This is a genomic window from Mycolicibacterium boenickei (assembly GCF_010731295.1).
GTDB classification, from domain to species: domain Bacteria; phylum Actinomycetota; class Actinomycetes; order Mycobacteriales; family Mycobacteriaceae; genus Mycobacterium; species Mycobacterium boenickei.
On the sequence record NZ_AP022579.1, the window covers coordinates 5,611,684 to 5,636,922 of the forward strand.

The following is a 25,239-nucleotide window of genomic DNA, read 5'->3' on the forward strand; positions in this document are numbered from 1 at the left end:
GGACCGTGGCGCGTAGACGCGGGTGGGACGGGCGACCGCCCGGCAGCGACGAGGAAGCCTCCGAACGCATCGTGGCCGCGGCCGTGCAGCTGATCGCCGAAACGGGTACCGGGATCAGCATCGCCGACGTCGCGGCATCGCTCGGCGTCATCCGCCAGACGGTGTACCGCTACTTCCCCACCGCCGAATCCCTGATGCACGCGGCGGCGATCGCCACGGTCGACGGATTTCTCGACCGGCTCGCGGCGAGCGTGCGTGGCATCACCGACCCGGCCGAGGCGATGACCGAAGGCGTGATGTTCACCCTGGAAGAGGTCGCCCGGGTACCGCACCTGCGCATCATGCTGTCCGGGCCGCAGGCCGCCGCCAGCTCGGTCAACGTCGCCTCCGACGAAGGCCAGGCCTTCGGTATGCGGATGATCACCCGCTTCGATGTCGACTGGGAGAAGTACGGATACGACGAAGCCGCCCTGCGCGAACTCGTCGAATTCACGCTCCGCACCATGCTGTCGTTCTTCGTCGCACCCAACGACCCGGGCCGGAGCCGAGAAGAGCTGCGCCGCTTTGTCAGACGGTGGCTGGGCGGGTCGATTCTGGCGCAACCTGCCGACGGGAAGCGATGACGTCGCCGAACACGGCGGGGATCAACCGGTTGAAGATGTCGGCGCGCTCCCATTGCAGAAAATGGCCGGCACCCGGAACCACCAGTGGCCCAATGCGGTTGAGAAACGCCCGCTCACAGCGAGGCACGAAATCCTCGCCGACCACATGATCGTCGGGGCCGTAGAGCACCAGCGTGGGCACGTCCACGGCGTGCATCAGCGGGATCTCGGACATCGCGCGACCGTAGGCGAGTTGATACGACGCCCAGCCGGCCCGTAGCCGCGCCTCGTCGGCGAACGGCTCGGTCATGAAATCCACGTCGGCCTGGGCGAATGCGTATGCCGAACCCCACAGCCGATTGGTGTACATCGCGGCCACCCACTGCCTGCGCGCCTCGGGCGTGGGCAGCATCGCGGCGAGTTCATCGGGGAAGGCACCCTGCATCCAGCGGTAGTCGCCGGTGGGGTCGGCCGCGCCGCCCACCGACGCCGGATGTCGGGTGCCGATACCCGAGTAGTCGACGGCCATGGGCGGCACCGTGTTGAAAACGCAGAAACGGCTGACGAATCCGGGGAACCGATGGATCAGATCGGTACTCACAACCGCCCCGACGTCACTCGCTGCGATCAGGCAGGACTCGTGACCCAGCTCGTCATGCACCAACGCGTACAGGTCGCGGGAGTACGTGACGATGTCGTGCTGATCATCGGGCGGGACCGAACTGTCCCCCATCCCGCGCAGATCCGGCACGATGACCTCGAAGCCCGCCGCAGCCAGGGCCTCGATGTTGCGCCACCAGATCCGCTTGGTCTCGGGATACCCGTGCACCAGCAGCAAGGGCACTCCGCCGATACCTTCGCGGACGAATGCCAGCGAAACCCCTTCGGCGACAACGGCAGTGTGGATGGTGAACGCGTCAGCGGCCGGTGCCGGAGGCTGCGCCGGCCGCTGACGCGGGTCATACCGGAAATCCGCCATGGAGGAAGACCATACGGCTCAGCGCGTCCCGCGCACCAGACGACCCGGGCGGGCACCGGTGTCGACACCGTGACGGCGGGTCACCGTGCCGCTGACGATCGTCGCGTCGTAACCACTCGCGCCCTGCACCAACCGCTTTCCGCCGGCAGGCAGGTCATACGCCATGCGCGGCGCATGCAAGGTCAGCGCATCCAGGTCGATGACGTTGACGTCGGCCTTCTTACCCACGCTGATCACGCCACGGTCCGACATCCCGTAGAGCTGCGCGGTGTCGTGCGACTGCTTGCGGATGACGTACTCCAGCGGCAGCTTCTCGCCGCGGTGACGGTCGCGCGCCCAGTGCGTCAGCAGGAACGTCGGGTAGGAGGCGTCGCAGATCATGCTGCAGTGCGCGCCGCCGTCGGACAGGCCCAGCACGCCGGCCGGGTGAGTGAGCATCTCCCGGATCGCATCGTGGTTGCCGTCGGAGTAGTTGAACATCGGATACATCAGCATGGCGCCGCCATTGGCCTCGAGCATCAGGTCGTACATCGCCGCCAGGGGGTCCACCCCACGCTGCTTGGCGATCGCCGCGACGGTGCGCTCGTCGGTCGGTTCGTAGTCCGGCGGTTCCCCGATGTGGTACAGCCGGTTTGCCGCATTCTGCGCGAGCATGAACATGCCGTCGAAGAGCTTGTTCGGGTCGATCGGCAGGTCTTCCTCGGCCAGGATCGCCGCCCGTACCTTCGGGTCCGCGAGCCGCTCGGCCAGCTCCTCGCGGGTGCATTCGGCCTGCAGGCGCCGGTAGGTCGGCCGGTGGGTGAAGGCGTGGTGACCGGGAAAGCCCAGCAGCATGCCGAACGGTCGCGCCGCGACCTGCGGGAACAACCGGCTACCGGCCTGATGCGCGGCGGCCGACAGGTCGAGCTGCTCCCGCCACAGGTTCGGGTCGGCGTCGACCTGGATCAGGGCGAAGCTGAGCGCGCAGTCGATCTCCTCGCCGAGGCGGCGCATCCACTCGAGTTCCGTCTTGGGGGCGACGATGTCTTCGCCTGCAGCACCCTGCGGAGCCAGCTCGAACACCGCCGCACCACCGGCGGCGGTGGCCCGGCCCAGGGCGAACAGCTCGTCCTCGGCGGCGAAGGTGCCGGGGACGGGCTCGCCGTCCATGGCCCGGTGGGCAAGGGTACGGGAGGACGAAAAACCAAGCGCACCAGCTTCGATCGCCTCCTGCACCAACTCGGCCATCGCCTTGATGTCGTCGGGCGTCGCGGGTTCGTTGCGGGCGCCGCGCTCTCCCATCGCATAGGCGCGCACGGCACCGTGAGCAATCTGGGTCCCCATGTCGACGGCCAGTTCACGCCGGCCGATCACGTCCAGGTACTCGCCGAAGGTCTCCCAACCCCAGGTGATGCCCTCGGTCAGCGCGGTGCCGGGGATGTCCTCGACGCCCTCCATGAGCTTGATCAGCCAGTCCTCCTGGCCGGGCCGGACCGGGGCGAAGCCGACGCCGCAGTTGCCCGCCACCACGGTGGTGACACCGTGGTTGCTCGATGGTTCGAGCACTGCGTCCCAGGACACCTGGCCGTCGTAGTGGGTGTGAATATCGACGAAGCCGGGGGCGACGATCTTGCCTGTGGCGTCGATGGTTTCGGCTGCGTCACCGGCCAGAGTCGGGCCGTCGGCGCCGCGCCGATGCACCTCGACGATCTTTCCGTCCTTGATCGCGACATCTGCGGTGAACCGATCAGCGCCGGTCCCGTCGACCACAGTGCCGCCGGTGATTTTGAGATCGAACACGTTTTTGCTCCCTTGAGGCGTGGAGGCCGCTACGGTCGCAATGTAACACCGTTACATTGCGACCGTAGCGAGTTTGTCCTTCTCAGCGGGAGGTGGCCCATGACCCACGGCTCGACCGATACCGACACGCCACGACGGGCTGATGCGATCGGCGACCCGCCGGCACGCCCCACCCTGGTGCCGGCCGTCCGCTACATCTCACCGTCGTTCGCCCAACTCGAAGTGGCACGCATGTGGCCGCGCGTGTGGCAGCAGGCATGCACGGTCGATCATGTGGCCGAGCCGGGCGACTACTTCGAATACCGTTGCGGCCCCTACTCCGTTCTCATCGTCCGCGGCGATGACGGTGAGCTGCGCGCCTTCCAGAATGCCTGCCGCCACCGCGGCAACGCCCTGTGCACGGGCGCCGGTTCGTCGCTGCGGGAATTGAAGTGCGGCTACCACGGCTGGACCTGGGACCTGGCCGGCGCGCTCAAACGGATCCCGAACCGCAAGGGATTCGGCACGGTGCACATGTCGGAGTTCCCGCTGGCGGCGGTACAGGTCGACACCTGGGAACGGTTGGTGTTCGTCAACCTCGACCCCGGCGCCATGCCGCTGGCCGACTACCTTGAGGCGGTCCCCGGCGACATCGCCTGGTGCGGGCTCGGCGACTTCCGTTGCTACGCAACGATGACCATCGACGTCGACGCCAACTGGAAGACCATCGCCGACGGCTACAGCGAGACCTACCATGTCCAGACCCTGCATCCCGAACTGCACCGGTGTATGGACGACGTGTACGCGCCCCAGAAGATCTGGGGCCACACCGGCAAATCCGAATCCCTCTACGGGGTTCCGAGTCCGCGCCTGGCCGGGGCGCTGAGCGACGACGAGGTGTGGGACGCCTATGTCGACACGCAGGGCGCCCTGATGGGGATCGCCGAGGGCACGCCGTTCCCCCGTGACCGGCAGTCGCCCGGCCAGACCGTGGCCGACGTGATCGCCACGCAGGTCAAGGAATTCGCGGCCGGTCGCGGCGTCGACATCGGCTGGGCCAGCACCGACCAGGTGATGTGCCTGCACCAGTACAACATCTTTCCCAACCTGACCCTGCTGGCCAGCGCCGACCACCTGACGGTGATGACCTCCCTGCCGGGCCCCGATCCCGATCGGGGCCAACTCGTGATGACGCTGATGACCCGCATGCCTGCACAGGCACCGCGGGTCACCCCGACCGATGTCCGGCTGAACGCCGAGGAGGCCCATCCCGGTCTGGTGATGAGCCAGGACATCGCCGTGCTGAACGGCCTGCAACGCGGGCTGCACCAGCCGGGGTTCACCCATCTGGTGCTGTCCGCCGAGGAGCGGAGAATCATCAACATGCACCGCAATCTCGAGCGCTACCTCGACCTGCCCGAGGCCGAACGCATCCGCGAGGCGGAAGCCGGCGGATGAGTCCCAAGGCAAAGCCGATCGATGCCGACGTCATCCTCGACGCGGCCGCGAGCCTCATCGAATCCGATGGGGTGGAGGCGTTCTCGATGCGCGGGCTCGCCGAGCGGATCGGCGTGGCCGTCACCTCGATCTACTGGCACATCGGCGGCCGTGACGCGCTCTTCGACAGCCTGGTCGACCGCCTGGTCGCCGAGATGGCCGGACTGCCCATGGAAGGCGACACTCCGGTCGATCGGATCGCCTCGCTGGCCCGCAACCAGCGCGGCCTGCTGATCCGCCGCCAGCATCTGCTGGCCATCGCCCATGAGCGGGACCGCACACCGAGGCTGTTCCTGCCGGTCCAGCAGAAACTCGCCGCCGAACTGGCCGAAGCGGGGGTCATCGGGACCCACGCCGCCCTGGTGTTACGGGCCGTGCAGGTGCACGTGACCGCCTCTGCAGTGATGCTCTTCTCGGCTGTGCGGGGCCCCGCGCACGAGGAGGAGGACCCGTCGCTGTGGACTGCCGACTGGCCCGATCAGGCACTCGTCGCAGCCCTGCAGTCCCCCACCGACTACGACGCGGTGTTCGAGTACGGCCTCGACGCGATGTTGGCGCCGCTGGCTGTGCCGGCCCGTGCCAACGGACGGCTCAGGGCAGCACGGTCTTCATCAACATGACGTTGTAGGCCGACCACAGCGACAGGTTGTAGTACAGCTCCTTGCCCGTCGACCACGGGTGCAGATACGGCGCGTAGATGCCGCCGGGGATCTGTGACGAGGGTGCGATCAGCTGCTCGGGTCCCCACGGACCCTGCGGCGCGGGCGCGGTCCGCATCACCACATCGTTGGCGCCGTTGCCGTACAACACCAGGTACTGCTTGAGATACGTGTTGTACTGGGCCGACATCTCGCTCACCGGGCCGGGGATCACCGGTGTCGCCGCCGCCGGATTGCCCGGCACCCATGCGTTGTTGTCGGCATTCCAGTACTCGTACTTGGTGAGGTCCGGGATGAACGCCGGGGACACCCTCGCGATGTACGCCGACCCGCCGCGTCCGTTCGGGGTGCCGAACGTGTACACGTACGGATCACCCGGGCCCGGCTTGAGGAAGGCGCCCATCTGGAAGTTCTCGTTGCCTCCGCCCGGTGTCCGGATGGTCCCCGGGTAGACGCCCCAGTTCTCACCGTTGTCCGGGGACATCGCGATCGCCGAGAAGTTGGTCGACCACGCTCCCGGGCTGTCCCAGTTCCGGATCGACATGAAATTCAGATACTGGTTGCGCCCGACCGCGATTCCCGCGGTCGGAATGATCCCGGTCTCCTCCGGCGCCCGGCCGATGCTGTTGATGATCTGCTTCGAAATGCCCTGGCGCCACACCGGCGAACCCGAGTACTTGTTGGCCACCACACCGTCGGGCACCGCGATGGTCCGCGACAGCGAACCGTCCTGGCTGCGGAACAGCGCGTTGTACCGCCACTGCTTACCGGGGATCCCGCAGTAGCCGTTGGTATCGCCGAACGCCATCAGCACCTGGCGGTTCACCGGATCCCCGTTGTCCCACATGATCCCGAGGTCGGTGCCGGTGATGGCGAAGCGTTTGATGGTCTGGTTGGGGCTGTCCGGGCCGGTCACCCACCCGACGATCGAGGTGCCGGGAGGCGCCCCCGGTGCCGGTTGCGCCGCCGCGGGGGCCGGCGCGGGTTCGGGTGCCGCAGGCGCCGGCTGCGCTACATTCGGGACGGGCTGGGCGCCACCGGGATTAGGTGCGGGGACCACGGCCGCCTTCTGCCTGACCTGCCCGCTGTTCGGCATCAGCGCCTTCAGGAGCGCCAACGGCAACTGGCCGAGCTTGGGCAGCGGAGCACGGTCGTTGGCCCCGGCGGGCATGTGTCCGATCGGGCGGTTGAGCGGGGCGAGCCGGGACGGCTTCGGGATCTGAAAGGCCTGATTCGGGAGGGGTTGCGCGGCCGCGGCAGCACCTTCGCAGGGTTCTGCCGATGCCGAGGGCGCCACACCGACGGCAACGACAAGTCCGATTGCGGCCGCCGCTGCCATCGTCGAAGCACCTCGAGGACGTCGCGACATGTCACACCTTCCCAAGGCAGGGACGTCGACATGACGTCACTTGGCTGATGTGACGTTAGTGATCAATGTTGCCGATGGGACCAGCGATGCACTGATAGGTACCTTCCCGTGACCGTGTCGCAACCGACCCGGCGTGTTGCGGCGCAGGCAGCCACGCGGTTGATCCGAGGACGGATGGCAACGTTCCGCTCAGCGTGATTCTCGCCGGTTGCGTCGCTGTGCGCAGTGCGGTTTCGGCTGTTCATCATGGGAAGCCACCCCAATCCTTGCCAGCGTGGTTACGGTGGGCAGTGGTGGAACTATCGAACCGAACGAGAGGGATCACCATGGCAGGAAGCTTCGATCCGAAAAAGGGCGGCAAATTCGAGCCGACCACCAAAGCCAAGCCGCCGCCACCTCCGCGGCCTGGAGGCAACAAGAAGTAATTCAGACGAAACTGCCCATGTGCGAGGGTTTCCGGCCCGCACATGGGCAGTTTCGTTTGCGGGTCAGCTGCAGACCTGGACCAACCGGAACGGCCCGGTGGCACAGATCGACGGCGGTCCGTAGCCGCCGTAACCCCAACCAGCCCCGTAGGCCGGCGGCGGTGGCGGCGGCACCCACGGGCCGGGGCCGTAACCCCACCCCGGGTGCTCCGCCCAACCCACTCCCGGTCCGGCGACCGGAGCAGGCGCGGCATTGGCCACACCCGTGCCGATACCCAGCGCGGCCAGGCCCAATGCGCCGGCCGCGACGGCGCTGATGGCGATGGACTTCAACATCTTCCACACCCCTCTGACTTGCAGAACCCAGACTGTGGATCGCCCCGTCGGTCCAGAGTCAGCGGAAGCAGATCTTTCCGGCTTCCACCAATTAGATTAGGCCTGCTTATTAAGTCAGAGCTGTGGAGAGGCTTTGTATGTGGACTCCCGTCGGAGCGCTGCCAGGCGCCGCTTGGACGCCGCCGACTGGACGACCTGCGGCCACCAGAACCACCGGCCCATCAACGCCGCGATCGCCGGGGTCATGAACGACCTCACGATAAGGGTGTCGAACAGCAGGCCGAGCGCGATGGTGGTGCCCACCTGTGCCATCACCTTGAGATCACTGAACGCGAACGACGCCATGGTGAAGGCGAACACCAGGCCCGCCGAGGTCACCACTGAGCCGGTTCCCGCCATTGCCCTGATGATGCCGGTCTTCAGGCCGCCCGACAGTTCCTCCTTGAAGCGGGACACCAGCAGCAGGTTGTAGTCGGAGCCGACCGCCAGCAGCAGGATGACCGACATCGCCAGCACCATCCAGTGCAGTTCCAGCCCGAGCAGGTGCTGCCAGACGAGCACGGACAATCCGAATGAGGCGCCGAGGGACAACAGCACCGTGCCGACGATCACCGCCGCGGCCACCGCGCTCCGGGTGATGAGCAGCATGATGATGAAAATCAGTGATACCGCGGCGATTCCGGCGATCAGCAGATCGTAGAACGACCCGTCTTTCATGTCCTTGTAGGTGGCCGCGGTGCCGGCCAGATAGATCCTCGAGCCCTCCAGCGGCGTGCCCTTGAGCGCTTCCTTCGCCGCCAGCTTGATCGGCTCCACATGGTTGACGCCCTCCGGCGTTGCGGGATCTCCCTCGTGGCTGATGATGAACCGCACCGACTTACCGTCGGGCGAGATGAAGTTCTTCATGCCACGCTTGAAGTCCTTGTTGTCGAAGGCTTCCGGCGGAAGATAGAACGTGTCGTCATTGCGGGCCTCGTCGAAGGCCTTGCCCATCGCCGTCGAATTCTCCTGCATGGCGGCCATCTGATCCTGCTGACCGGCCTGCGTGGACCGCTGCGTCAGCATCATCGTCTTCATGGTTTTCATGGACTCGATCTGCTGGGGCATCAGCGCGACCAACTGCGGCATCAGCGTGTCGAGCCGCTCCATGTCGGGCAGGAGCTTCTGAATGTCGTCGGTCATGGTGTCGACGCCGTCAAGGGTGTCGAAAATCGACCGGATCGACCAGCACACCGGGATGTCGGCGCAGTGCGGCTCCCAGTAGAAGTAGTTGCGGATGGGGCGCAGCCAGTCGTCGAAATCCGATATGTTGTCCCGCAATTCGGCGATGTCGATCGTCATCGCCTTCATCTTGGTCACCATCGAGTGCGTGGTGTCGGCCATCTCCTGAGTCAGCCGCGCCGTCTCCTCCAGAGTGTCGATACTCTTCTGCATCTCGTCGGCCTGTACCAGCATGTCGGCCATCCGGTCCTGCTGGTACTTCCGGTTCATCGTGTTGGTCGTGCCCTGCCGGCTCAGCAGGAACGGGATACTGGTGTGCTCGATCGGTCGGCCGTTGGGGCGGGTGATCGCCTGGACCCGGGAGATGCCCGGCACCCGGACGATCCCCTTGGCGATCTTGTCGATGATCAGGAAGTCCGCCGGGTTCCGCAGGTCGTGATCGGTCTCGATCATCAGCAGTTCGGGGTTCATCCGTGCGGCGCTGAAATGCCTTTCGGCAGCGGCATATCCGACATTCGCCGCCAGATCCGGGGGCAGGTACTTGCGCGCGTCGTAATTGGTCTTGTACCCCGGCAGGGTGAGCAGACCGATGAGCGCCAGCCCCAGGGTGGCGGCCAGGATCGGCCCGGGCCACCGCACCACCGCGATGCCGACACGGCGCCAGCCCCGTGACCGGATACTACGTTTGGGCTCGAAACGTCCGAACCGGCTGCCGATCACGATGACCGCCGGGCCCATCGTCAGCGCGGCGATGACCGCGACGAACGTACCGACAGCACACGGCACACCCATGGTCTGGAAGTACGGCAGGCGCGTGAAGCTGAGACACAGCATGGCGCCGGCGATCGTCATCCCGGAACCGAGAACCACGTGCGCGGTTCCACGGAACATCGTGTAGTACGCGGCTTCCCGGTCTTCGCCGGCACCACGCGCCTCCTGATAGCGACCGATCGCGAAGATCGCATAGTCGGTGCCTGCCGCGATGACCATCAACGTCAGCAGGTTGACCGCGAACGTCGACAACCCGATCACCCCGGTGTGGGCCAGGAACGCCACGATGCCGCGGGCCGCGCCGAGCTCCATGAACACCATGACGAGCACCAGGATCATGGTGGCGATCGACCGGTAGACGATCAGCAACATCACCGCGATCACGACGAGCGTGATGGCGGTGACGCGGGCGACGCTCTTGTCGCCGGCATGGTGCTGATCCGACACCAGCGGAGCCCCGCCCGTCACGTACACCTTGATCCCGGCCGGAGGCGACGACTGGTTGATGATCTCCCGGACCGCGGCCACCGAATCGTTGGCCAGCGTTTCGCCCTGGTTGCCGCGCAGATAGACCTGAACGTAAGCGGACTTGCCGTCGTTGCTCTGTGCCCCCGAGGCGGTCAGTGGGTCGCCCCAGAAGTCGGCAACGTGCTGCACGTGGGCGGTGTCGGCTTCGAGCTGGTCGACGATGCCGTCGTAGTAATGGTGGGCGTCGTCGCCGAGGGGCTGCTCCCCTTCCAGCACCACCATGGCGTTGCTGTCGGAGTCGAACTCCTGGAAGTTGGCACCGATCTTGCGCATGGCGATCATCGCCGGCGCATCTTTGGCGCTCAGCCCGACGGTGTTCTCCTCGCCGACCTTCTCAAGCGGCGGGACCAGCACGTTGGTCAGGATGGTCAGCAGGACCCAGCCGAGCACGATGGGTACCGCCAGCGCCCGGATCGTCCGGGCTATGCGTGTATGTGGTGCCTTGGTCTGCACAACCCGCCCCTTCGATCAGGCCACTGTCGCCGGTGGGACAGGTCGCAAGCGATACACATTCGCAAACGCGCGTAATATACCTAGCCCGTCAAAGTGTCGGTGTCAATAATCACTTTGCCCGTCAACTGACAGCAATTTCACAGCTGAGACGCGGCCGTCGTCGCGCGTTGCCTCGCCCGCTCCCACGGCCAGGTCATCAGCGCCCACACGATGAGGACGATCACGACCTCGGCCAGTAGGTACACCGGCCACGGACCCAGCACGTCCAGCACGGACGCGGTGGGAGGCTTTCTGTTGAGGTAGCCGTAATTGGTACCCGCGACCACGTTGAAGGTGAAGGTGAACGCCACCCAGGCCAGGGTCGCGATGACGGCGAAGCGGTAGTCGCGCCACCGCGGCCGCATCCCTCTCCCCCACGTCAGGTAGATGGCCGCCAGCACGACGAGCACGTGCAGCGTGAAGAACGTGACGAACAGATGGTGGGGAAAGTCGGGAGCGCCGTCCTTGGCCGTACCGATATCCGGGGTGATCAACGCCTGCGAGCTCAGCACGAGGCCCCAGTAGTAGGTCAGCACGAAGGCCCAATGCCGTTGCGACCACAAGGCATACGCCGCCGCCAGCTCCGCGAGGTCACACAACTGCAGCGGTACCGAGGTGTCGATGGTGGGGTCGACCAGCTTGTAGACCAGGGCCACGAGGAATGCCGCGACCAGGAGTCCCGCGAGGACCCGGCTCAGGATGCGGGCCTGCGCCTCGGACTGCCGACGGCCGATCATCACCAGAAGCACGGCGCCCGTTGCGAACACCGCCAGCACGATCAGATGCGAGGGGCCATACGCCGAAAACTCGCGCTGCGCAGAGAACATTCGATCAACTCCCCGTCTCGTCACACGCAGGGACCTGTTTTCCATGATCGCAGACCGGGTGCGGAAACTTCGTTAACCTGCCTCAGGACGTGATCGAATCGCCCTATACTCCTGCCAACCTTGCGGTTGGCGGGAGTCGAAGATGGTCAGGCGCGCGGCAACGGCTTTGGGGCAGTATGCCCAGGGCGCAGCGTTTCGCGGGTTGCTGCTGCAACTCGCGCTGCGGGTTCTGTTGGTGGCGTTCATATTCTTCGCCTTGTTCCTGCAACCGCCCGAGACCTACCGCTGGCCCTACGCACTGGTCTGGATGGGCTACATAGCCGCGATCGCATGCTGGGGTTTCTGGGCGCTGCGCCGGTCCGATCATGCCGGGATCGAGACCCGGCGTTGGGTCGCGCTACTGATGCTGTGCGCGGATGTCGCTGTGGTGTCGATACTTTCGGTGGAATCGGGTCTCAGCTCACCGAATACCTGGACCTCCGATGTGCTCCATTACGGACTGTTTCTGATCCCCCTGATCGCAGCGGCTCAGCTCGATCCGTTCGTCAGTGCGGTGATCGCCGTCCCCACCGTCGCCGCATACGTCATCGTGCTCTGGGTGAACCAGGCCGCCAACGGCGACGAGCCGTGGGGTTCGATTCTCACCACGACGGGAGTGCTGTTCGGGCTGGCTGCGGGCTCGGTCACGCTGTCGTGGATCCAGCAGTCGAAGGAGCAGACCATCGCCCGGTTGGCCCAGGAACGCAGCCAGCTGCTCGAAGAGATCGTCACCCTCGAAAAGCGCGAAAGACAAACCCTGTCCGAAAGACTGCACGACGGAGCGCTGCAGTATGTCCTGGCTTCGCGCCGCGAGATGGAAGAGGTGCGAGAAGGATCCGCCGAATCGATGGACCGCGTCGACCTGGCGCTCGGCGAGTGCTCCCGGCTGTTGCGCGACGTGGTCCGCGAACTGCACCCCGAAGTGCTTGCGCGAGCGGGCCTCAGGGCCGCCATCACCGCACTGGCCGAGGGCATCGCGGCGCGTACCAACCTTGCCGTCCACGTGGACTGCCGGAACTGGCCCGATGATGTGCGAACCGACGCCGATCACCTGCTCTACAGTGCGGCACGGGAGTTCTCGACAAATGCGATCAAGCACGCCAAGGCCGAGAACCTGACATTCACGCTGCAGCGCTCCGACGGGCGCGCCACGCTGTGCGTCGCCGATGACGGCGTGGGGATCCAACGGGAACGCCTCGCGGTGAGCGTCGAGACCGGCCACATCGGCTTCGCGTCGATACGCGCCAAGGTATTGGCCCTCGGTGGCGTGCTCGACGTTCACGATGCGCGCGGCACCGAGATCGCGATCTCCCTACCGTCTGTGTGAGCCGGTCGACCGCTCAGACCCAGCCGATCGGTGCCGACGGCGTGGTGGGCGCAGGGGTCGACGGACCTGGCTGCCCGTAACCCGGTGTGTCGGGGCTGTATGCCGGCGAGGGACCGTGCACAGAGTTGTCTGGGTTGTAGCTCGGCGTCTGCCCATTACCCGGCAACGGTCCGTACGTCGGCACTGAGCCGGACCCCTGCAGCGGGCCGAACTCAGGCAGCTGACCGTAATCCGGCAGCGCCGGGCCATACCCTGGCACCGATTGGCCGGACCCGGTCAGCAACCTGGCGGCGATGAAGGTCGCTGCCTGGGTGGTGTACACGGGGACGTAGCCCTCGGTGTGTCCACTCCATTCGTTGCCCTGGCCCTCGTGACAGATCGGATCCATGGGGTTACAGAGGTCGATCGCCTTGGCACCGAACAGTGCGCTCTGGGCTGCTATCGATTGCTTGGTGCGGGTGGCCACGTCGCCGAAGGTGGTGATCGCCTTGACGTTGTCGGCCAACTCCGGCGGTAGCGAATCGCCCCATTTGATACCACCCACCGGGTTACCGACCACGATGTTGATCACGCTCGCACCCTGCGAATAGCCGCCGAGCACGATCTGGGTGTCGGGGCAGGACGACAGAGTGGACTTGATGTGGGAAATCGCGTCTTTGGCGCCGTCGCCGCCGTGCAGCTGCAGCTTGCTGGCCTTGTAGTTGACCCCGTAGGTCTTGAGGTTCATGCCGGGGGTCTGCTTGCGCAGCGCGTCGGCGAGGGCATCGCCGACCCGGCCCATACCCGCCGGTTCGTCGGTACCGCGCGCGAAGACGAGCTCCGCATCGGCGCAGTCGTCGGCGGCCGCCACCGGCGGTGCGGCGAGGGCGACGAGCGGGAAACCTGAGGTGAGAAGTGCAGCAGCGCCAAGCCCGACCCAGCGACCACCTGACCGCGCACTGCCCCTCCGAGGGCTGTGTTTGCGGCTGGAGAACATGCCTCAACCTAACCCCTATCCCTGACTTCCGCCGAAACATGGGGTAGTCCGCTACTCCATACACAGCTGGCCGCGCGCCAGAAGATGTGAGCATGAACAGCACCGACATCCTGAAACGAGGAACCGTTGGGTTGATGACGGCCGTCTTGATGTCCGGCTCAGGCCTGGCGAGTTTGGCGCTGGCGGGCACCGCGCAGGCCCGGCCGACCTGGTGCCCGGGGGATCCCAGGCCGGCTGCGGCGCCGTGGCCCGACTTCGACTGGTCGTCCTGCTACGAGTACAGCGGACAGGGCGGCCAGTACGGCTGGATCGACTTGGGTACCGGGATCTTCCACCCGATGCCGCTGGACATTCCGCCTACCCCGCCGCCGCCCAATCCGCCGGAGTGCATCGGCTTCTTCCCGCTTCCCGGGGCAGACCCGTCACACTGCGTGATCTAGGGACGCAACGATAAAGGCCCAGGTCTGAGATTTACTCTGACCTGGGCCTTTACTCGTGGAGCTGCCGGGAATTGAACCCGGGTCCTACGGCATGTCCTCGAGGCTTCTCCGTGCGCAGTTCGCTGTGCCTCTACTCGGATCTCTCAGTCACGCGAACAAGCCGAGATGACGATCCCAGTCGCTGTTTGATGTCCCCACGGGTCCCGCGACCGAACCCGTGGGTGGGTCCCTCTAGCTGATGCCAGGGTCCGGGCCGAGGGCGCTCCCGGTCTGACAGACACGCAGTCGCTTAGGCAGCGAGTGCGTAGTCGCGCTGATTGGAATCGGCGCTTAATTGGTTGCAACGACGCTTACGGTGGTCTCTTGCCTGCACCGGCACGCTTCCCTTGATTCGATGCGCGAAGTCGAAACCGATCAGCCCCTCGCATCCCTGCCGACTTTCGGCAGGACAATCCATGTTACGCGAACACCAACCGCGAGCGCCAAGCCATTATTCCGCGGCACTTTCGTGTCGCTCGGAGGCGCCGAGGGTGCGTGGAATGCTGGCTCGGCACGGAGTGTCGGCCAGCAGACACGCACGCTCGCGGTGCTTCAGGACATGCCCTTGGCTCGGCGACCCAACTCGCGGGTGATCTCGCGATCGGCGTCACGCTTGGCCAGGTCCTGGCGCTTGTCGTGGGCCTGCTTACCGCGGGCCAGCGCCAGTTCGACCTTCACCTTGCCGTCGGAGAAGTACATCGACAGCGGCACCAGCGTCAGGTTGCCGTCGCGGATCTTGCCGATCAGGTTGTCGATCTCCCTGCGGTGCAACAGCAGCTTGCGGTTGCGCCGCGGCGCGTGGTTGGTCCAGGTGCCATGGTGGTACTCGGCGATGTGCACGTTGCGCAGCCAGATCTCACCGTCGTCGACGGTGGCGAACGCGTCGGCCAGTGAGGCCTGGCCTTCGCGCAGGCTCTTGACCTCGGTGCCCATCAGCGCGATACCCGCCTCATAGGTATCGAGAATCATGTAGTTGTGCCGCGCCTTGCGATTGCTGGCCACAATCTGCTTATTGCCGGCGGGGCTGGACTTCTTGGTCGCCACTAGTTCACGACTACCTTCGTATGTAGAGCCGCAGCGTCACATACGCGGTTATGCCGGACATCGCCAGGCCGAGGAACAGCATCCACGGTGCGCTGAAGTAGAGCACGTCAGCGTAGTCGACCCGGGCAATCAAATTCGACTGATAAAACTGGTCGAGCGCCTTCTCCAGGAACACGGCCCGGACCACGATCAGCCCGACGATGGCGATCACCACACCGATCAGCGCCGCGATCATCGCCTCGACGAGGAACGGCAACTGGGTGTACCAACGGGTCGCACCGACCAGGCGCATGATGCCGATCTCGGTGCGCCGCGTGTACGCGGCCACCTGAACCATGTTGGCGATCAGCAACACCGCGCCGATCGCCTGCACCAGCGCCACCGCGAACGCGACGCTGCTGAGCCCGTCGAGCACCGCGAACAAGCGGTCGATCAGGTCCTTCTGGTTGAGCACGTTGAGCACGCCGGGCTGGCCCTGCATGGCCTTGTCGAACGCCTCGTGCTGCTCGGGGTCGTTGAGCTTGACGATGAACGACGCCGGGAACGCGTCCTTGCCCGCGACATCCTTGTACTGCGGGAACTTCTTGATCGCGTCGTCGTAGGCCTGCTCGCGATTGAGGAAGCTCAGCGAACGCACGTCGTCGCGGTCGTCGATCATCCGGTACAGCGTTTTGCACGCTTCTTCGTCGCAGTTGGGGTCGTTGGCCGAGATGTCGTCGGTGAGGAACACCTGGCTCTCGACGCGGTCCAGATAGATGTCGCGGGACTGGTCGGCCAGTCGCACCACCAGCAGACCGCCACCGAACAACCCGATCGAGATTGCGGTGGTCAGGATCATCGCCACCGTCATCGTGACGTTGCGACGAAGCCCGGTCAGAACTTCATTGACAAGAAAGCCGAAGCGCACTTAGCGATCCATTCCGTAGACGCCGCGCTGCTCATCACGGATCAGCCGGCCGAGTTCGAGTTCGACGACCCGCTGACGCATGGAGTCGACGATGTGATGGTCGTGGGTGGCCATCAGCACCGTGGTGCCGGTGCGGTTGATCCGTTCCAGCAGATCCATGATGTCCTTGCTGGTCTCCGGATCCAAGTTTCCGGTGGGCTCGTCGGCGATCAGGACCAGCGGGCGGTTGACGAAGGCCCGCGCGATGGCGACGCGCTGCTGCTCACCACCGGACAGTTCGCTCGGCAAGCGGTTGGCCTTGCCGGACAGGCCGACCATCTCCAGCACGTCCGGGACCACGCGGTTGATCACCTCGCCGCGCTTGCCGATCACCTCGAGCGCGAATGCCACGTTCTCGAACACGGTCTTCTGCTGAAGCAGGCGGAAGTCCTGGAACACGCAGCCGATGACCTGTCGCAGGCTCGGGACGTGCCGGCCGGCCAGCTTGTTGACGTGAAACTTGGAGACCCGGATGTCGCCGGAGGTGGGCGTCTCGGCCGCCAGCAGCAGCCGCATGAACGTCGACTTGCCCGAACCCGACGGGCCGATCAGGAAGACGAACTCACCCTTGTCGATTTTCAACGAGACGTCGTCGAGCGCTGGGCGCGCCGAAGACTTGTAGTGCTTCGTCACGTGGTCGAGGGTGATCATCACGGCACGCCAGTGTAGCGGGGCGACAGCATCCGGCTGGTCAGGCTATCGCGGCAATGTCGGTGCCACCGACTCCTGACCCGGTTGCGGCTGCTCGACGGCGGGGCTCGGGGCCGGCCCCGGGAACACCGGCAACGTGAAAGGCGGGAGCAGTCCCGGACCGTCCGGATCGATCACCGTCGTCCGCGGAGCCCCCGGCGGCGGCGTGGTCGTCGGGCTCGTCGGCGCACCCGGCGTGGTGGTCTCGGTGGTCTCCGGAGTCTCGGTCGGCGTCGTGGTCGTCGGGACCGTGGTTTCGGTGGTCTCCGGAGTCTCCGTCGGCGTCGTCGTGCGGGGAGCTTGCAGCTTCGTGCGCGGCACCCAGGTGTACTCGGGATCGGGCACGAAGCCGGGCGGCACCACCTGACTGTCGGGTGACTGCGGCGTCGCCTGTTTGGGCGCGTACTCCTGCTGCACCCACGACAGCGCGATGAACACGATGATCAGCACGACGGTCGACGTGCGAAGCCGACCGACACGGCTGTGCCACAGCCTTTCGACCGTCTCGGTCACCCGGGTGAAGTCGAGTTTCACTTCTTCGGCTCCTGAGCCGGGGCCGGGGGTGCCGCGACCGTCTCTGCGACCGCAGCGGGGTGAATGACGTCGCCTGCCGCGGCGATCGACGCGTCGGACGACGTCACCACGCCGGCCCGGCGCAGCGCCCGCACCACCCGCACACGCAGCCGTCGGCCCACGTCGAACTGTTTGCCCGGCAGCGTGCGCGCGACCATCCGGAGGTTCACGGTGTCCAGTCCGATGCTCTCGACACCCATCAGCTGCGGCTTGTCGAGCAGCAGCTTGGACAGCTCGCCGTCCTCGGCCGCCTTCTCTGCGACGTCGTTGAGCACGTCGTTGACCACGTTGAGGTCGGCGCTGACCGGGACGGGGATGTCGACGACGGCCCGCGCCCAGTCCTTGGACAGGTTCAGCGCCTTGACGATCTGCCCGTTGGGCACGGTGTACATCTCACCTTCGGATGACCGCAGCTTGGTGACCCGCAGCGTGACGTCCTCGACGGTGCCCTCGGCCTCGTTGGCGGCGGCGATCGTCAGCCGCACCAGGTCACCGAAGCCGTACTGCTTCTCGGTGATGATGAAGAAGCCGGCGAGCAGGTCCTGCACGATGCGCTGCGCACCGAAACCCAGCGCGGCACCGAGCACTGCGGCCGGGGCGACCAGGGAGGCGACCGGCACCTGGAGGGCATCGGTGACCTCGACGAGCACGATGATGAACAGGACCGCCACCGACACCCACGAGATCACCGAGGCGACGGCCTGCCGGTGCTTGGCACTCTCCGAGCGGACCAGCGCATCGCTTTCCTGATACTCGGCGTCGATCCGCCGCACGACGCGCTGTGCAGCCCAGTTGATGAACCGGGCCGCGAGCAGGCCGCCGATGAGCAGCAGGGCGATCCGAAGACCCGTGGTCAGGATCCAGACGCCGATCTCGCCGTGCCAGAACGAGTGCCAGCGGTCGGCGAGTTGAAGGGCGAGCACCGTATTAGTCGTCGTCATCTTTTCTGTTGCGCCATCTGATCCCCGCTTCCAGGAATCCGTCGATGTCCCCGTCCAGCACCGTGGCCGGGTTGCCGACCTCGTACTCGGTGCGCAGGTCCTTGACCATCTGATAGGGATGCAGCACGTAGGACCGCATCTGGTTGCCCCACGAGCTGCCTCCGTCTCCCTTGAGCGCATCCATCTCGGCGCGCTCCTCCAGACGCTTGCGTTCCAGGAGCCGGGCCTGCAGCACCCGCATCGCCGCGACCTTGTTCTGCAGCTGCGACTTCTCGTTCTGACAGGTCACCACGATCCCGGTGGGGATGTGGGTGAGCCGGACCGCGGAGTCGGTGGTGTTCACCGACTGCCCGCCCGGACCGCTGGAGCGGTACACGTCGACGCGCAGATCCCCTTCCGGGATCTCGATGTGGTCGGTGGTTTCCACCACGGGCAGCACCTCGACATCGGCGAACGACGTCTGACGGCGGCTCTGGTTGTCGAAGGGGCTGATGCGCACCAGCCGATGCGTGCCCTGCTCGACCGAGAGGGTGCCGTAGGCGAACGGGGCGTGCACCGCGAACGTCGCGCTCTTGATCCCGGCTTCCTCGGCGTAGGACGTGTCGAACACCTCGACCGGGTAGTCATGCTTCTCGGCCCACCGGATGTACATCCGCATCAGCATCTCGGCCCAGTCCGCGGCGTCGACGCCACCGGCGCCGGAGCGGATCGTCACGACGGCCTCGCGCTCGTCGTACTCACCCGAGAGCAGGGTGCGGACCTCGAGGGTCTCGATCTCCTCGCGAAGCTTGACGAGTTCGGCATCGGCCTCGGCGAGTTCGTCTTCCCCGCCTTCTTCGGCCGCGAGTTCGAACAGCACCGGCAGGTCATCGACACGCTGACGCAGCTCCTGCACCCGGCGCAGTTCACTCTGCGCGTGCGAGAGCTCACTGGTGACCTTCTGGGCCCGTGACTGGTCGTCCCAGAGGTTCGGATCGGAGGCCTGCTGCTCGAGCATGTCGATCCGCTGGCGCAGGCCATCGATGTCGAGCACCCGCTCCACGGTCGTCAGGGTGGTGTCGAGTGCGGCTACGGCGGCTTGGCGGTCTGGATCCACGAATGTTCAGGGTACCCGGCGGCATTTCGGCGGCAGTTCTCTCCGACTCGCGGCAGCACCGACGATCTGTGTTTAAAGTCGGTTGGTACCCGGCCCGACAGCCTCGGTACGGGTCTGTGACGACTTTTCCGGCTCGTAAGAAGGCAGGGTATGCGCCCATATCACGTAGCGATCGTCGGCTCCGGCCCCTCGGGATTCTTTGCTGCCGCATCGCTGCTGAAGTTCGCCGATTCGCCCGACTCCGATCGCGACGTGCGAGTCGACATGCTCGAGATGCTGCCGACCCCGTGGGGGCTGGTGCGTTCGGGAGTGGCGCCCGACCATCCGAAGATCAAGTCGATCAGCGCGCAGTTCGACAAGACCGCGGCCGACGCCCGGTTCCGGTTCTTCGGCAACATCAAGGTCGGCGAGCACATCACGCCGGCAGAGTTGGCGGACCGCTACGACGCGGTGGTCTACGCCATCGGGGCGCAATCGGACCGGGCGCTGCACATCCCCGGCGAAGACCTGCCTGGCAGCGTGGCAGCCGTCGATTTCGTCGGCTGGTACAACGCCCACCCCCATTTCGACGGCATGGCACCGAATCTGGCGGGTGGACGTGCGGTGGTGGTCGGCAACGGCAACGTCGCACTGGACGTGGCCCGCATCCTGGTCAGCGACCCGCAAGCCCTGGCCAACACCGACATCGCCGACCACGCGCTGGCCTCGCTGGACACCCGCGGGGTGGAAGAGGTGGTGGTGATCGGACGCCGCGGGCCACTGCAGGCGACGTTCACCACCCTGGAATTGCGCGAGCTCGGCGATCTGGAGGGGTTGGGCGACGTCGACGTCATCCTCGACCCGGCCGATTTCGACGGCATCACCGACGAGGATCTGGAGGCGGCGAGCAAGACCGTCAAACAGAACATCAAGGTGCTGCGCAAGTATGTCGCCGAGCAACCGCGAGAAGCCAAGCGGCGCATCGTGTTCCGCTTCTGCACCTCCCCCGTCGAATTGCGCGGCGAGGATCACGTCGAGTCGATCGTGCTGGGCCGCAACGAACTTGTCCGCGACGCCGACGGGCGCATGGTGGCCAAGGACACCGGCGACCGCGAGGAGCTGCCCGCCCAGCTGGTGGTCCGGGCGGTCGGCTACCGGGGCGTGCCGACACCGGGACTGCCGTTCGACGAACGCTCCGGGACGATCCCCCACACCGACGGACGTATCGACGGCAGTCGCAACGAATACGTGGTGGGCTGGATCAAGCGTGGACCGTCCGGCGTGATCGGCAGCAACAAGAAGGACTCACAGGACACCGTCGACACCCTGCTCGAAGATCTGCGGGCCGGCGGAGTCGACGAGCGCGGCGCCGAGTACGACATCGAGCTCGCCGAATGGCTGCTGCAGCACCAGCCGAAGCTCGTCACCGGCGAGCACTGGCAGCTGATCGACGCGCACGAGCGCGCCGCCGGGGAAACCGTCGGCCGCCCACGCGTGAAGTTGGCGAGCGTGGCCGAATTGCTCCGGATCGCGCACGCCTGATCAGGCCGGCGGCGGACCGTCCGGCGCGAACGCCCATTTGTCCGGGTTGCCCGGCGAGTAGACGACCGGGAACAGCGCACCCATGGCCGGCCACTCGTTCACGTCGACCGCCATGCGCTGGTAGACGACGTGCTCGTTGACCGTCGGCCCGGTGATGACGCCGGTGATGGTGACGTACTGCTCCCCCGTCGCGTCCGGGCGCGGGCTCACCCCGGTCACCAGCAACGTGCCGTGCGCCAGTTCACCGCGAATTCCCCGGCGCTGCATGATCCGTGGCGCCAGCAGCAGCACGAGCGCCCCGACCAGCAGGAGGAGTATTCCGAATTCCCACACCAGGCCATGGTAGGACTTCAGCCATGAGCACCATCGCAGATGACATGGCACTGGCCCTCCAACTGGCCGACCAGGCCGACACCCTGACCATGGATCGCTTCGGCGCCCTGGATCTGCACATCGAGACCAAACCCGACCTGACCCCGGTCACCGATGCCGACCGCGGCGCCGAGGAAGCACTGCGGGCCTCGCTGGCCGCGGCCCGCCCGGGCGACACGGTGTTCGGCGAAGAATTCGGTGGCACAACGACTTTGACCGGCCGCCAGTGGGTGATCGATCCGATCGACGGAACCAAGAACTTCGTCCGCGGCGTGCCGGTGTGGTGCACGCTGATCGCGCTGCTCGAAGACGGCGTCCCGACCGTCGGCGTGGTGAGTGCACCGGCGCTCGCGCGGCGCTGGTGGGCCGGGCTGGGCCAGGGCGCGTTCGGCTCGTTCGCCGGGGCCACCCGCACGCTGTCGGTGTCGGGGGTTACCGATCTCGCGGCGGCGAGCCTGTCGTACTCGGACCTGACGACCGGATGGGAACACCGTCGCGACCGTTTCGTCGAACTCACCGACGCGGTGTGGCGGGTGCGCGCCTACGGCGATTTCTGGTCGTACTGCATGGTCGCCGAAGGCGCGGTCGACATCGCCTGCGAGCCCGAGGTGAAGCTCTGGGACATCGCGCCGCTGGACATCCTCATCCGCGAGGCCGGCGGCACGTTCACCAGCATCGACGGGGCCGCCGGTCCGCACGGCGGCAGCGCGCTGGCCACCAACGGGCCGCTGCACGCCGCCGTGCTGGACCGGCTTGCGAGCAACTGAGCTCACGGCTGGATGACAAACCGGCCCCGTACTCCGCCCTTGGCGACCGCCCGGTGGGCCTCGGCCACCTGATCGAGCGGCAGCACCGCATGCACCCGGGCCGGTATCTGGCCCGCCGCCGCACGCTCGAGGAGTCCGGCAAGCCTGGCGCCGTCGGGGTGGGCCACCACGGCCGTGACGGCGATGCCGCGTTCAGCGGGCAGCTGAGCACTCGGCTGCACGCCGACGAACTGCCCACCGTCGCGGACGAGCGCGAGCGCCGCCTGCTGCATCGCGCCGGCATCGGCGACCGCGTCCCACCCCGGTTCGGCGTCGGCGGTGAACTCCGCCCCGAGACCGCGGACGAAGTCCTCGTCATGCTCGCGGGCCAGACCGGTCACCTTCCAGCCGCGCTCCTGGGCGAGCACGATGAGGTAACCCCCGACCGCACCGGCCGCGCCGGTGACCAGCAGGCGGGCACCACCGGCAGGTGGGTCGCCGAGCAGATCGAGGATCTGTGCCGCGGTTAATCCGTTGAGCGGCACCGTCGCTGCGGTGCTCAAGTCCAGCCCGTCGGGTACCACGGCAACGTCGGCGACAGCTACCACCAGGCGCTCGGCGTACGTGCCGTAGTCCCGGTCGAAACCGGCGACCACCCCGGCGACCCGCGTGCCCACGGCCAGATCCACATCAGGACCCGCCGACTCGACCGTGCCCGCGAACTCCCAGCCGAGCCCGGTCCAGTTCGGCTGGTTCACCAGCCCGAGATCGTGGAATACACCGGCGGCCACACCGAGGTCGACAGGGTTGACCGTCGCTGCGGCGACCTTCACCCGGACCTGGCCCGGTCCCGGTTCGACAAGTGGAACATCGACGATCTCGATCGAATCCGGGCCGCCCGGAGTACGGACGACCGCGGCGCGAAACGTGGCGACAGACATGAAAATTCACTCCTCTGGAACCTTGTGGCGAACTGCTTTCCTACTCCACGATGGAGGGGTAGCTCTCCAATGGGAAGTACGCACTTCGAAGTGCGTAACTCACCTCGGAGCGAAAGGAGCGGACGTGCCGACGACAACCGCGGCCCAGCAGCGGGCACGAGCAAAGCTGGAGTACGACGCCTTTCTGGCGAACTGCCCCAGCCGTCAACTACTCGACCGGATCAGCGACAAGTGGGTTGCGCTGATCCTGGCGGCCCTCGGTGGCGACGGTCCGCGCCCCGGGGCCTGCGACACCGGTGAACCCCGGCCGATGCGCTATTCCGAGCTCTCCCGCCGCCTCGCCGGAGTGAGCCAGAAGATGCTGACCCAGACCTTGCGCTCCCTCGAACGCGACGGGTTGCTCACCCGGACGGTAACGCCGAGCGTGCCGGTCACGGTCACCTACGAGCTCACCGAACTGGGCTTTTCCCTGCACCACCTGATGACCGGGATCAAATCGTGGGCCGAGGCGCACATGGACGAGGTACGCCTGAACCGCGAGCGGTACGACCAGGTTTCGGCAGTAGAACGCTGATCCCAGTCGATGTGAAGTTGGTAACAGATGCCGTACCTTACTCCGGAGTAAGATACGGTCAGATGCGTCGCCACGACCAACAGAGGCAGCTGACATGACCAACACCCTGCCGTCCAAGAACGGCACCCCCTCCCGTCCCTCCAGCTCCGGCAAGCAAAGCGCCGTCGGGCTGCACAAGCACAAGCGGACAGCGACCGACATCGGGTTGGCGCTGATCACGCCCATCGTCGGCCAGGAGTTCCTGGACCGTTACGGCCTGCGCGACCCGCTCAACCGCGGCCTGAAATACGGTGTGAAGCAGGTGTTTTCGACCGCGGGCGCGGCCACCCGGCAGTTCCAGCGGATCCAGAGCCTGGGCAAGGCACCGACGCGGCTGAAGGCCAGCGGAGCCGACTACTTCGACCTGACGCCCGACCAAGACCAGCAGATGATCGTCGAGACGGTCCAGGAATTCGCGGCCGAGATCCTGCGACCCGCCGCGCACGACGCCGACGAGGCCGCCACCTACCCGGCGGATCTGATCGCCAAGGCAGCTGAGCTGGGCATCACCGCCGTGAACGTGCCCGAGGACTTCGAGGGCATCGCCGAGCACCGCAGCACCGTGACCAATGCCCTGGTCGCCGAGGCACTGGCCTACGGCGACATGGGCCTGGCCCTGCCGATCCTGGCGCCCGGTGGCGTCGCCGCGGCGCTCACCCACTGGGGCAGCGCCGGCCAGCAGGCCACCTACCTCAAGGAATTCGCCGGCGAGAACGTGCCGCAAGCCTGCGTGGCCATCGCAGAGCCGCACGCACTGTTCGACCCCACCGCACTCAAGACCACCGCGGTGCGCACCCCCAGCGGCTACCGGCTGTCCGGGGTCAAGTCATTGGTCCCGGCTGCCGCTGATGCCGAATTGTTCATCGTGGCAGCACAATTGAACGGCAAGCCGGCGCTGTTCATCGTCGAGGCCTCGTCACCGGGGCTCACGGTCAAGGCCGATCCGAGCATGGGCATCCGCGCGGCCGCCCTCGGCCAGGTCGAGCTCGACAACGTGGCCGTGCCGCTTGCCAACCTGTTGGGCGAGGACGGCGCCACCGACCAGGATTACAGCGAGGCGATCGCGTTGTCCCGGCTGGGCTGGGCCGCCCTCGCCGTCGGCACCTCGCACGCGGTGCTCGACTACGTCATCCCCTACATCAAGGAACGCCAGGCATTCGGCGAGCCGATCGCCCACCGCCAGTCGGTCGCCTTCATGGCCGCCAACATCGCCATCGAGCTCGACGGCCTGCGCCTGATCACCTGGCGTGGCGCGGCCCGCGCCGAGCAGGGCCTGCCGTTCGCCCGCGAGGCGGCACTGGCACGCAAGCTCGGCACCGACAAGGGCATGCAGATCGGCCTGGACGGCGTGCAGCTGCTGGGCGGTCACGGTTACACCAAGGAACACCCGGTCGAGCGCTGGTACCGCGATCTGCGGGCCATCGGCGTCGCCGAGGGTGTTGTCGTCATCTAGCCCGGCGCCATCCTTTAC

Annotated in this window: 24 protein-coding genes and 1 other RNA gene; 9 read left to right on the forward strand and 16 right to left on the reverse strand. The window is 66.4% G+C overall.

From position 1 onward, the window contains the following. The first annotated feature begins 5 nt into the window (after window positions 1–5). Window positions 6–623 carry a TetR/AcrR family transcriptional regulator gene (locus G6N57_RS26840; RefSeq protein ID WP_077743891.1) on the forward strand — a complete coding sequence of 206 codons (618 nt, stop codon included), beginning with the start codon at window positions 6–8 and terminating at the stop codon, window positions 621–623. On the opposite strand, the gene G6N57_RS26845 is transcribed toward G6N57_RS26840, so the two are convergent. Together G6N57_RS26845 and G6N57_RS26850 are read right to left on the reverse strand one after the other, a co-directional pair. Further along, entirely contained in the window at window positions 568–1,581 is a 1,014-nt protein-coding gene (locus G6N57_RS26845; RefSeq protein ID WP_077743691.1) for an alpha/beta fold hydrolase, read from the reverse strand. The genes G6N57_RS26840 and G6N57_RS26845 overlap by 56 nt on opposite strands. An 18-nt stretch (window positions 1,582–1,599) precedes the next feature. Next, on the reverse strand, window positions 1,600–3,360 hold the full coding sequence (locus G6N57_RS26850; protein WP_077743690.1) for an N-acyl-D-amino-acid deacylase family protein: 1,761 nt from the start codon (window positions 3,358–3,360) through the stop codon (window positions 1,600–1,602). A 99-nt stretch (window positions 3,361–3,459) separates the two neighbouring features. Here G6N57_RS26850 and G6N57_RS26855 point away from each other — a divergent pair, with 99 nt between their 5' ends. Both G6N57_RS26855 and G6N57_RS26860 read left to right on the forward strand, forming a co-directional pair. Beyond that, complete coding sequence (locus G6N57_RS26855; protein ID WP_077743689.1) at window positions 3,460–4,797, forward strand: aromatic ring-hydroxylating oxygenase subunit alpha; 1,338 nt, start codon at window positions 3,460–3,462, stop codon at window positions 4,795–4,797. Beyond that, window positions 4,794–5,456: a TetR/AcrR family transcriptional regulator gene (locus G6N57_RS26860; RefSeq protein WP_077743688.1), complete on the forward strand. Its 663-nt coding sequence runs from the start codon at window positions 4,794–4,796 to the stop codon at window positions 5,454–5,456. Before G6N57_RS26855 ends, G6N57_RS26860 begins: the two co-directional genes overlap by 4 nt. On the opposite strand, the gene G6N57_RS26865 is transcribed toward G6N57_RS26860, so the two are convergent. From G6N57_RS26865 to G6N57_RS26880, 4 genes are all read right to left on the reverse strand, one after another. Beyond that, window positions 5,428–6,834, reverse strand: coding sequence for a glycoside hydrolase family 183 protein (locus tag G6N57_RS26865; RefSeq protein WP_097925991.1), 1,407 nt, complete (start codon window positions 6,832–6,834; stop codon window positions 5,428–5,430). The genes G6N57_RS26860 and G6N57_RS26865 overlap by 29 nt on opposite strands. Window positions 6,835–7,352: 518 nt before the next feature. Further along, window positions 7,353–7,625, reverse strand: a complete 273-nt coding sequence (locus G6N57_RS26870) for a hypothetical protein (protein ID WP_133118321.1) — start codon at window positions 7,623–7,625, stop codon at window positions 7,353–7,355. A 114-nt stretch (window positions 7,626–7,739) separates the two neighbouring features. Further along, a complete protein-coding gene (locus G6N57_RS26875; protein WP_077743685.1) occupies window positions 7,740–10,598 on the reverse strand; it encodes an MMPL/RND family transporter in 2,859 nt (952 codons plus the stop codon). Window positions 10,599–10,735: 137 nt separating this feature from the next. Further along, complete coding sequence (locus tag G6N57_RS26880) at window positions 10,736–11,464, reverse strand: YwaF family protein (protein WP_077743684.1); 729 nt, start codon at window positions 11,462–11,464, stop codon at window positions 10,736–10,738. 142 nt (window positions 11,465–11,606) lie between these two features. Between G6N57_RS26880 and G6N57_RS26885 the strand changes: the two genes are divergently transcribed. Further along, complete coding sequence (locus G6N57_RS26885; RefSeq protein ID WP_077743683.1) at window positions 11,607–12,830, forward strand: sensor histidine kinase; 1,224 nt, start codon at window positions 11,607–11,609, stop codon at window positions 12,828–12,830. Between the two features lie 13 nt (window positions 12,831–12,843). Here the strand turns inward: G6N57_RS26885 and G6N57_RS26890 are convergent, their stop codons facing one another. Continuing rightward, entirely contained in the window at window positions 12,844–13,806 is a 963-nt protein-coding gene (locus tag G6N57_RS26890; RefSeq protein WP_077743682.1) for a cutinase family protein, read from the reverse strand. Window positions 13,807–13,898: 92 nt separating this feature from the next. Between G6N57_RS26890 and G6N57_RS26895 the strand changes: the two genes are divergently transcribed. Next, the gene (locus G6N57_RS26895) at window positions 13,899–14,246 is read left to right on the forward strand and encodes a hypothetical protein (protein WP_077743681.1); all 348 of its coding nucleotides are present in this window, start codon (window positions 13,899–13,901) and stop codon (window positions 14,244–14,246) included. A gap of 53 nt (window positions 14,247–14,299) precedes the next feature. Here G6N57_RS26895 and ssrA read toward each other — a convergent pair. The 7 genes from ssrA to prfB all read right to left on the reverse strand — a co-directional run bounded on the left by ssrA (window position 14,300) and on the right by prfB (window position 19,575). Further along, window positions 14,300–14,668: a transfer-messenger RNA gene (gene ssrA / locus G6N57_RS26900) on the reverse strand. A gap of 169 nt (window positions 14,669–14,837) precedes the next feature. Then, a complete protein-coding gene (gene smpB / locus G6N57_RS26905) occupies window positions 14,838–15,329 on the reverse strand; it encodes an SsrA-binding protein SmpB (RefSeq protein ID WP_036439802.1) in 492 nt (163 codons plus the stop codon). Between the two features lie 10 nt (window positions 15,330–15,339). Continuing rightward, window positions 15,340–16,236, reverse strand: coding sequence for a permease-like cell division protein FtsX (gene ftsX, locus G6N57_RS26910; RefSeq protein WP_036439804.1), 897 nt, complete (start codon window positions 16,234–16,236; stop codon window positions 15,340–15,342). Continuing rightward, the gene (ftsE, locus tag G6N57_RS26915) at window positions 16,237–16,926 is read right to left on the reverse strand and encodes a cell division ATP-binding protein FtsE (protein WP_064896558.1); all 690 of its coding nucleotides are present in this window, start codon (window positions 16,924–16,926) and stop codon (window positions 16,237–16,239) included. Window positions 16,927–16,971: 45 nt separating this feature from the next. After that, window positions 16,972–17,499 carry an Rv3103c family proline-rich protein gene (locus G6N57_RS26920; protein WP_077743680.1) on the reverse strand — a complete coding sequence of 176 codons (528 nt, stop codon included), beginning with the start codon at window positions 17,497–17,499 and terminating at the stop codon, window positions 16,972–16,974. Further along, window positions 17,496–18,479: a mechanosensitive ion channel family protein gene (locus tag G6N57_RS26925; protein WP_036439808.1), complete on the reverse strand. Its 984-nt coding sequence runs from the start codon at window positions 18,477–18,479 to the stop codon at window positions 17,496–17,498. The genes G6N57_RS26920 and G6N57_RS26925 overlap by 4 nt, the downstream gene beginning before the upstream one ends. After that, a complete protein-coding gene (prfB, locus tag G6N57_RS26930; RefSeq protein WP_036439811.1) occupies window positions 18,466–19,575 on the reverse strand; it encodes a peptide chain release factor 2 in 1,110 nt (369 codons plus the stop codon). Before prfB ends, G6N57_RS26925 begins: the two co-directional genes overlap by 14 nt. Before the next feature lie 150 nt (window positions 19,576–19,725). Between prfB and G6N57_RS26935 the strand changes: the two genes are divergently transcribed. After that, window positions 19,726–21,096: an FAD-dependent oxidoreductase gene (locus G6N57_RS26935; protein WP_077743679.1), complete on the forward strand. Its 1,371-nt coding sequence runs from the start codon at window positions 19,726–19,728 to the stop codon at window positions 21,094–21,096. Here the strand turns inward: G6N57_RS26935 and G6N57_RS26940 are convergent, their stop codons facing one another. Continuing rightward, window positions 21,097–21,429 carry a hypothetical protein gene (locus tag G6N57_RS26940; protein ID WP_077743678.1) on the reverse strand — a complete coding sequence of 111 codons (333 nt, stop codon included), beginning with the start codon at window positions 21,427–21,429 and terminating at the stop codon, window positions 21,097–21,099. 23 nt (window positions 21,430–21,452) lie between these two features. Here G6N57_RS26940 and hisN point away from each other — a divergent pair, with 23 nt between their 5' ends. Then, on the forward strand, window positions 21,453–22,235 hold the full coding sequence (gene hisN / locus G6N57_RS26945) for a histidinol-phosphatase (RefSeq protein WP_077743677.1): 783 nt from the start codon (window positions 21,453–21,455) through the stop codon (window positions 22,233–22,235). 2 nt (window positions 22,236–22,237) lie between these two features. Here hisN and G6N57_RS26950 read toward each other — a convergent pair whose 3' ends face one another. Beyond that, window positions 22,238–23,155 (reverse strand): NADP-dependent oxidoreductase, encoded by a 918-nt coding sequence (locus tag G6N57_RS26950; protein WP_077743676.1) that lies wholly within the window; start codon window positions 23,153–23,155, stop codon window positions 22,238–22,240. Between the two features lie 124 nt (window positions 23,156–23,279). Between G6N57_RS26950 and G6N57_RS26955 the strand changes: the two genes are divergently transcribed. Both G6N57_RS26955 and G6N57_RS26960 read left to right on the forward strand, forming a co-directional pair. Next, the gene (locus tag G6N57_RS26955; RefSeq protein WP_077743675.1) at window positions 23,280–23,729 is read left to right on the forward strand and encodes a winged helix-turn-helix transcriptional regulator; all 450 of its coding nucleotides are present in this window, start codon (window positions 23,280–23,282) and stop codon (window positions 23,727–23,729) included. A gap of 94 nt (window positions 23,730–23,823) precedes the next feature. Further along, window positions 23,824–25,221 (forward strand): acyl-CoA dehydrogenase family protein, encoded by a 1,398-nt coding sequence (locus G6N57_RS26960; RefSeq protein WP_077743674.1) that lies wholly within the window; start codon window positions 23,824–23,826, stop codon window positions 25,219–25,221. Window positions 25,222–25,239 lie beyond the last annotated feature (18 nt).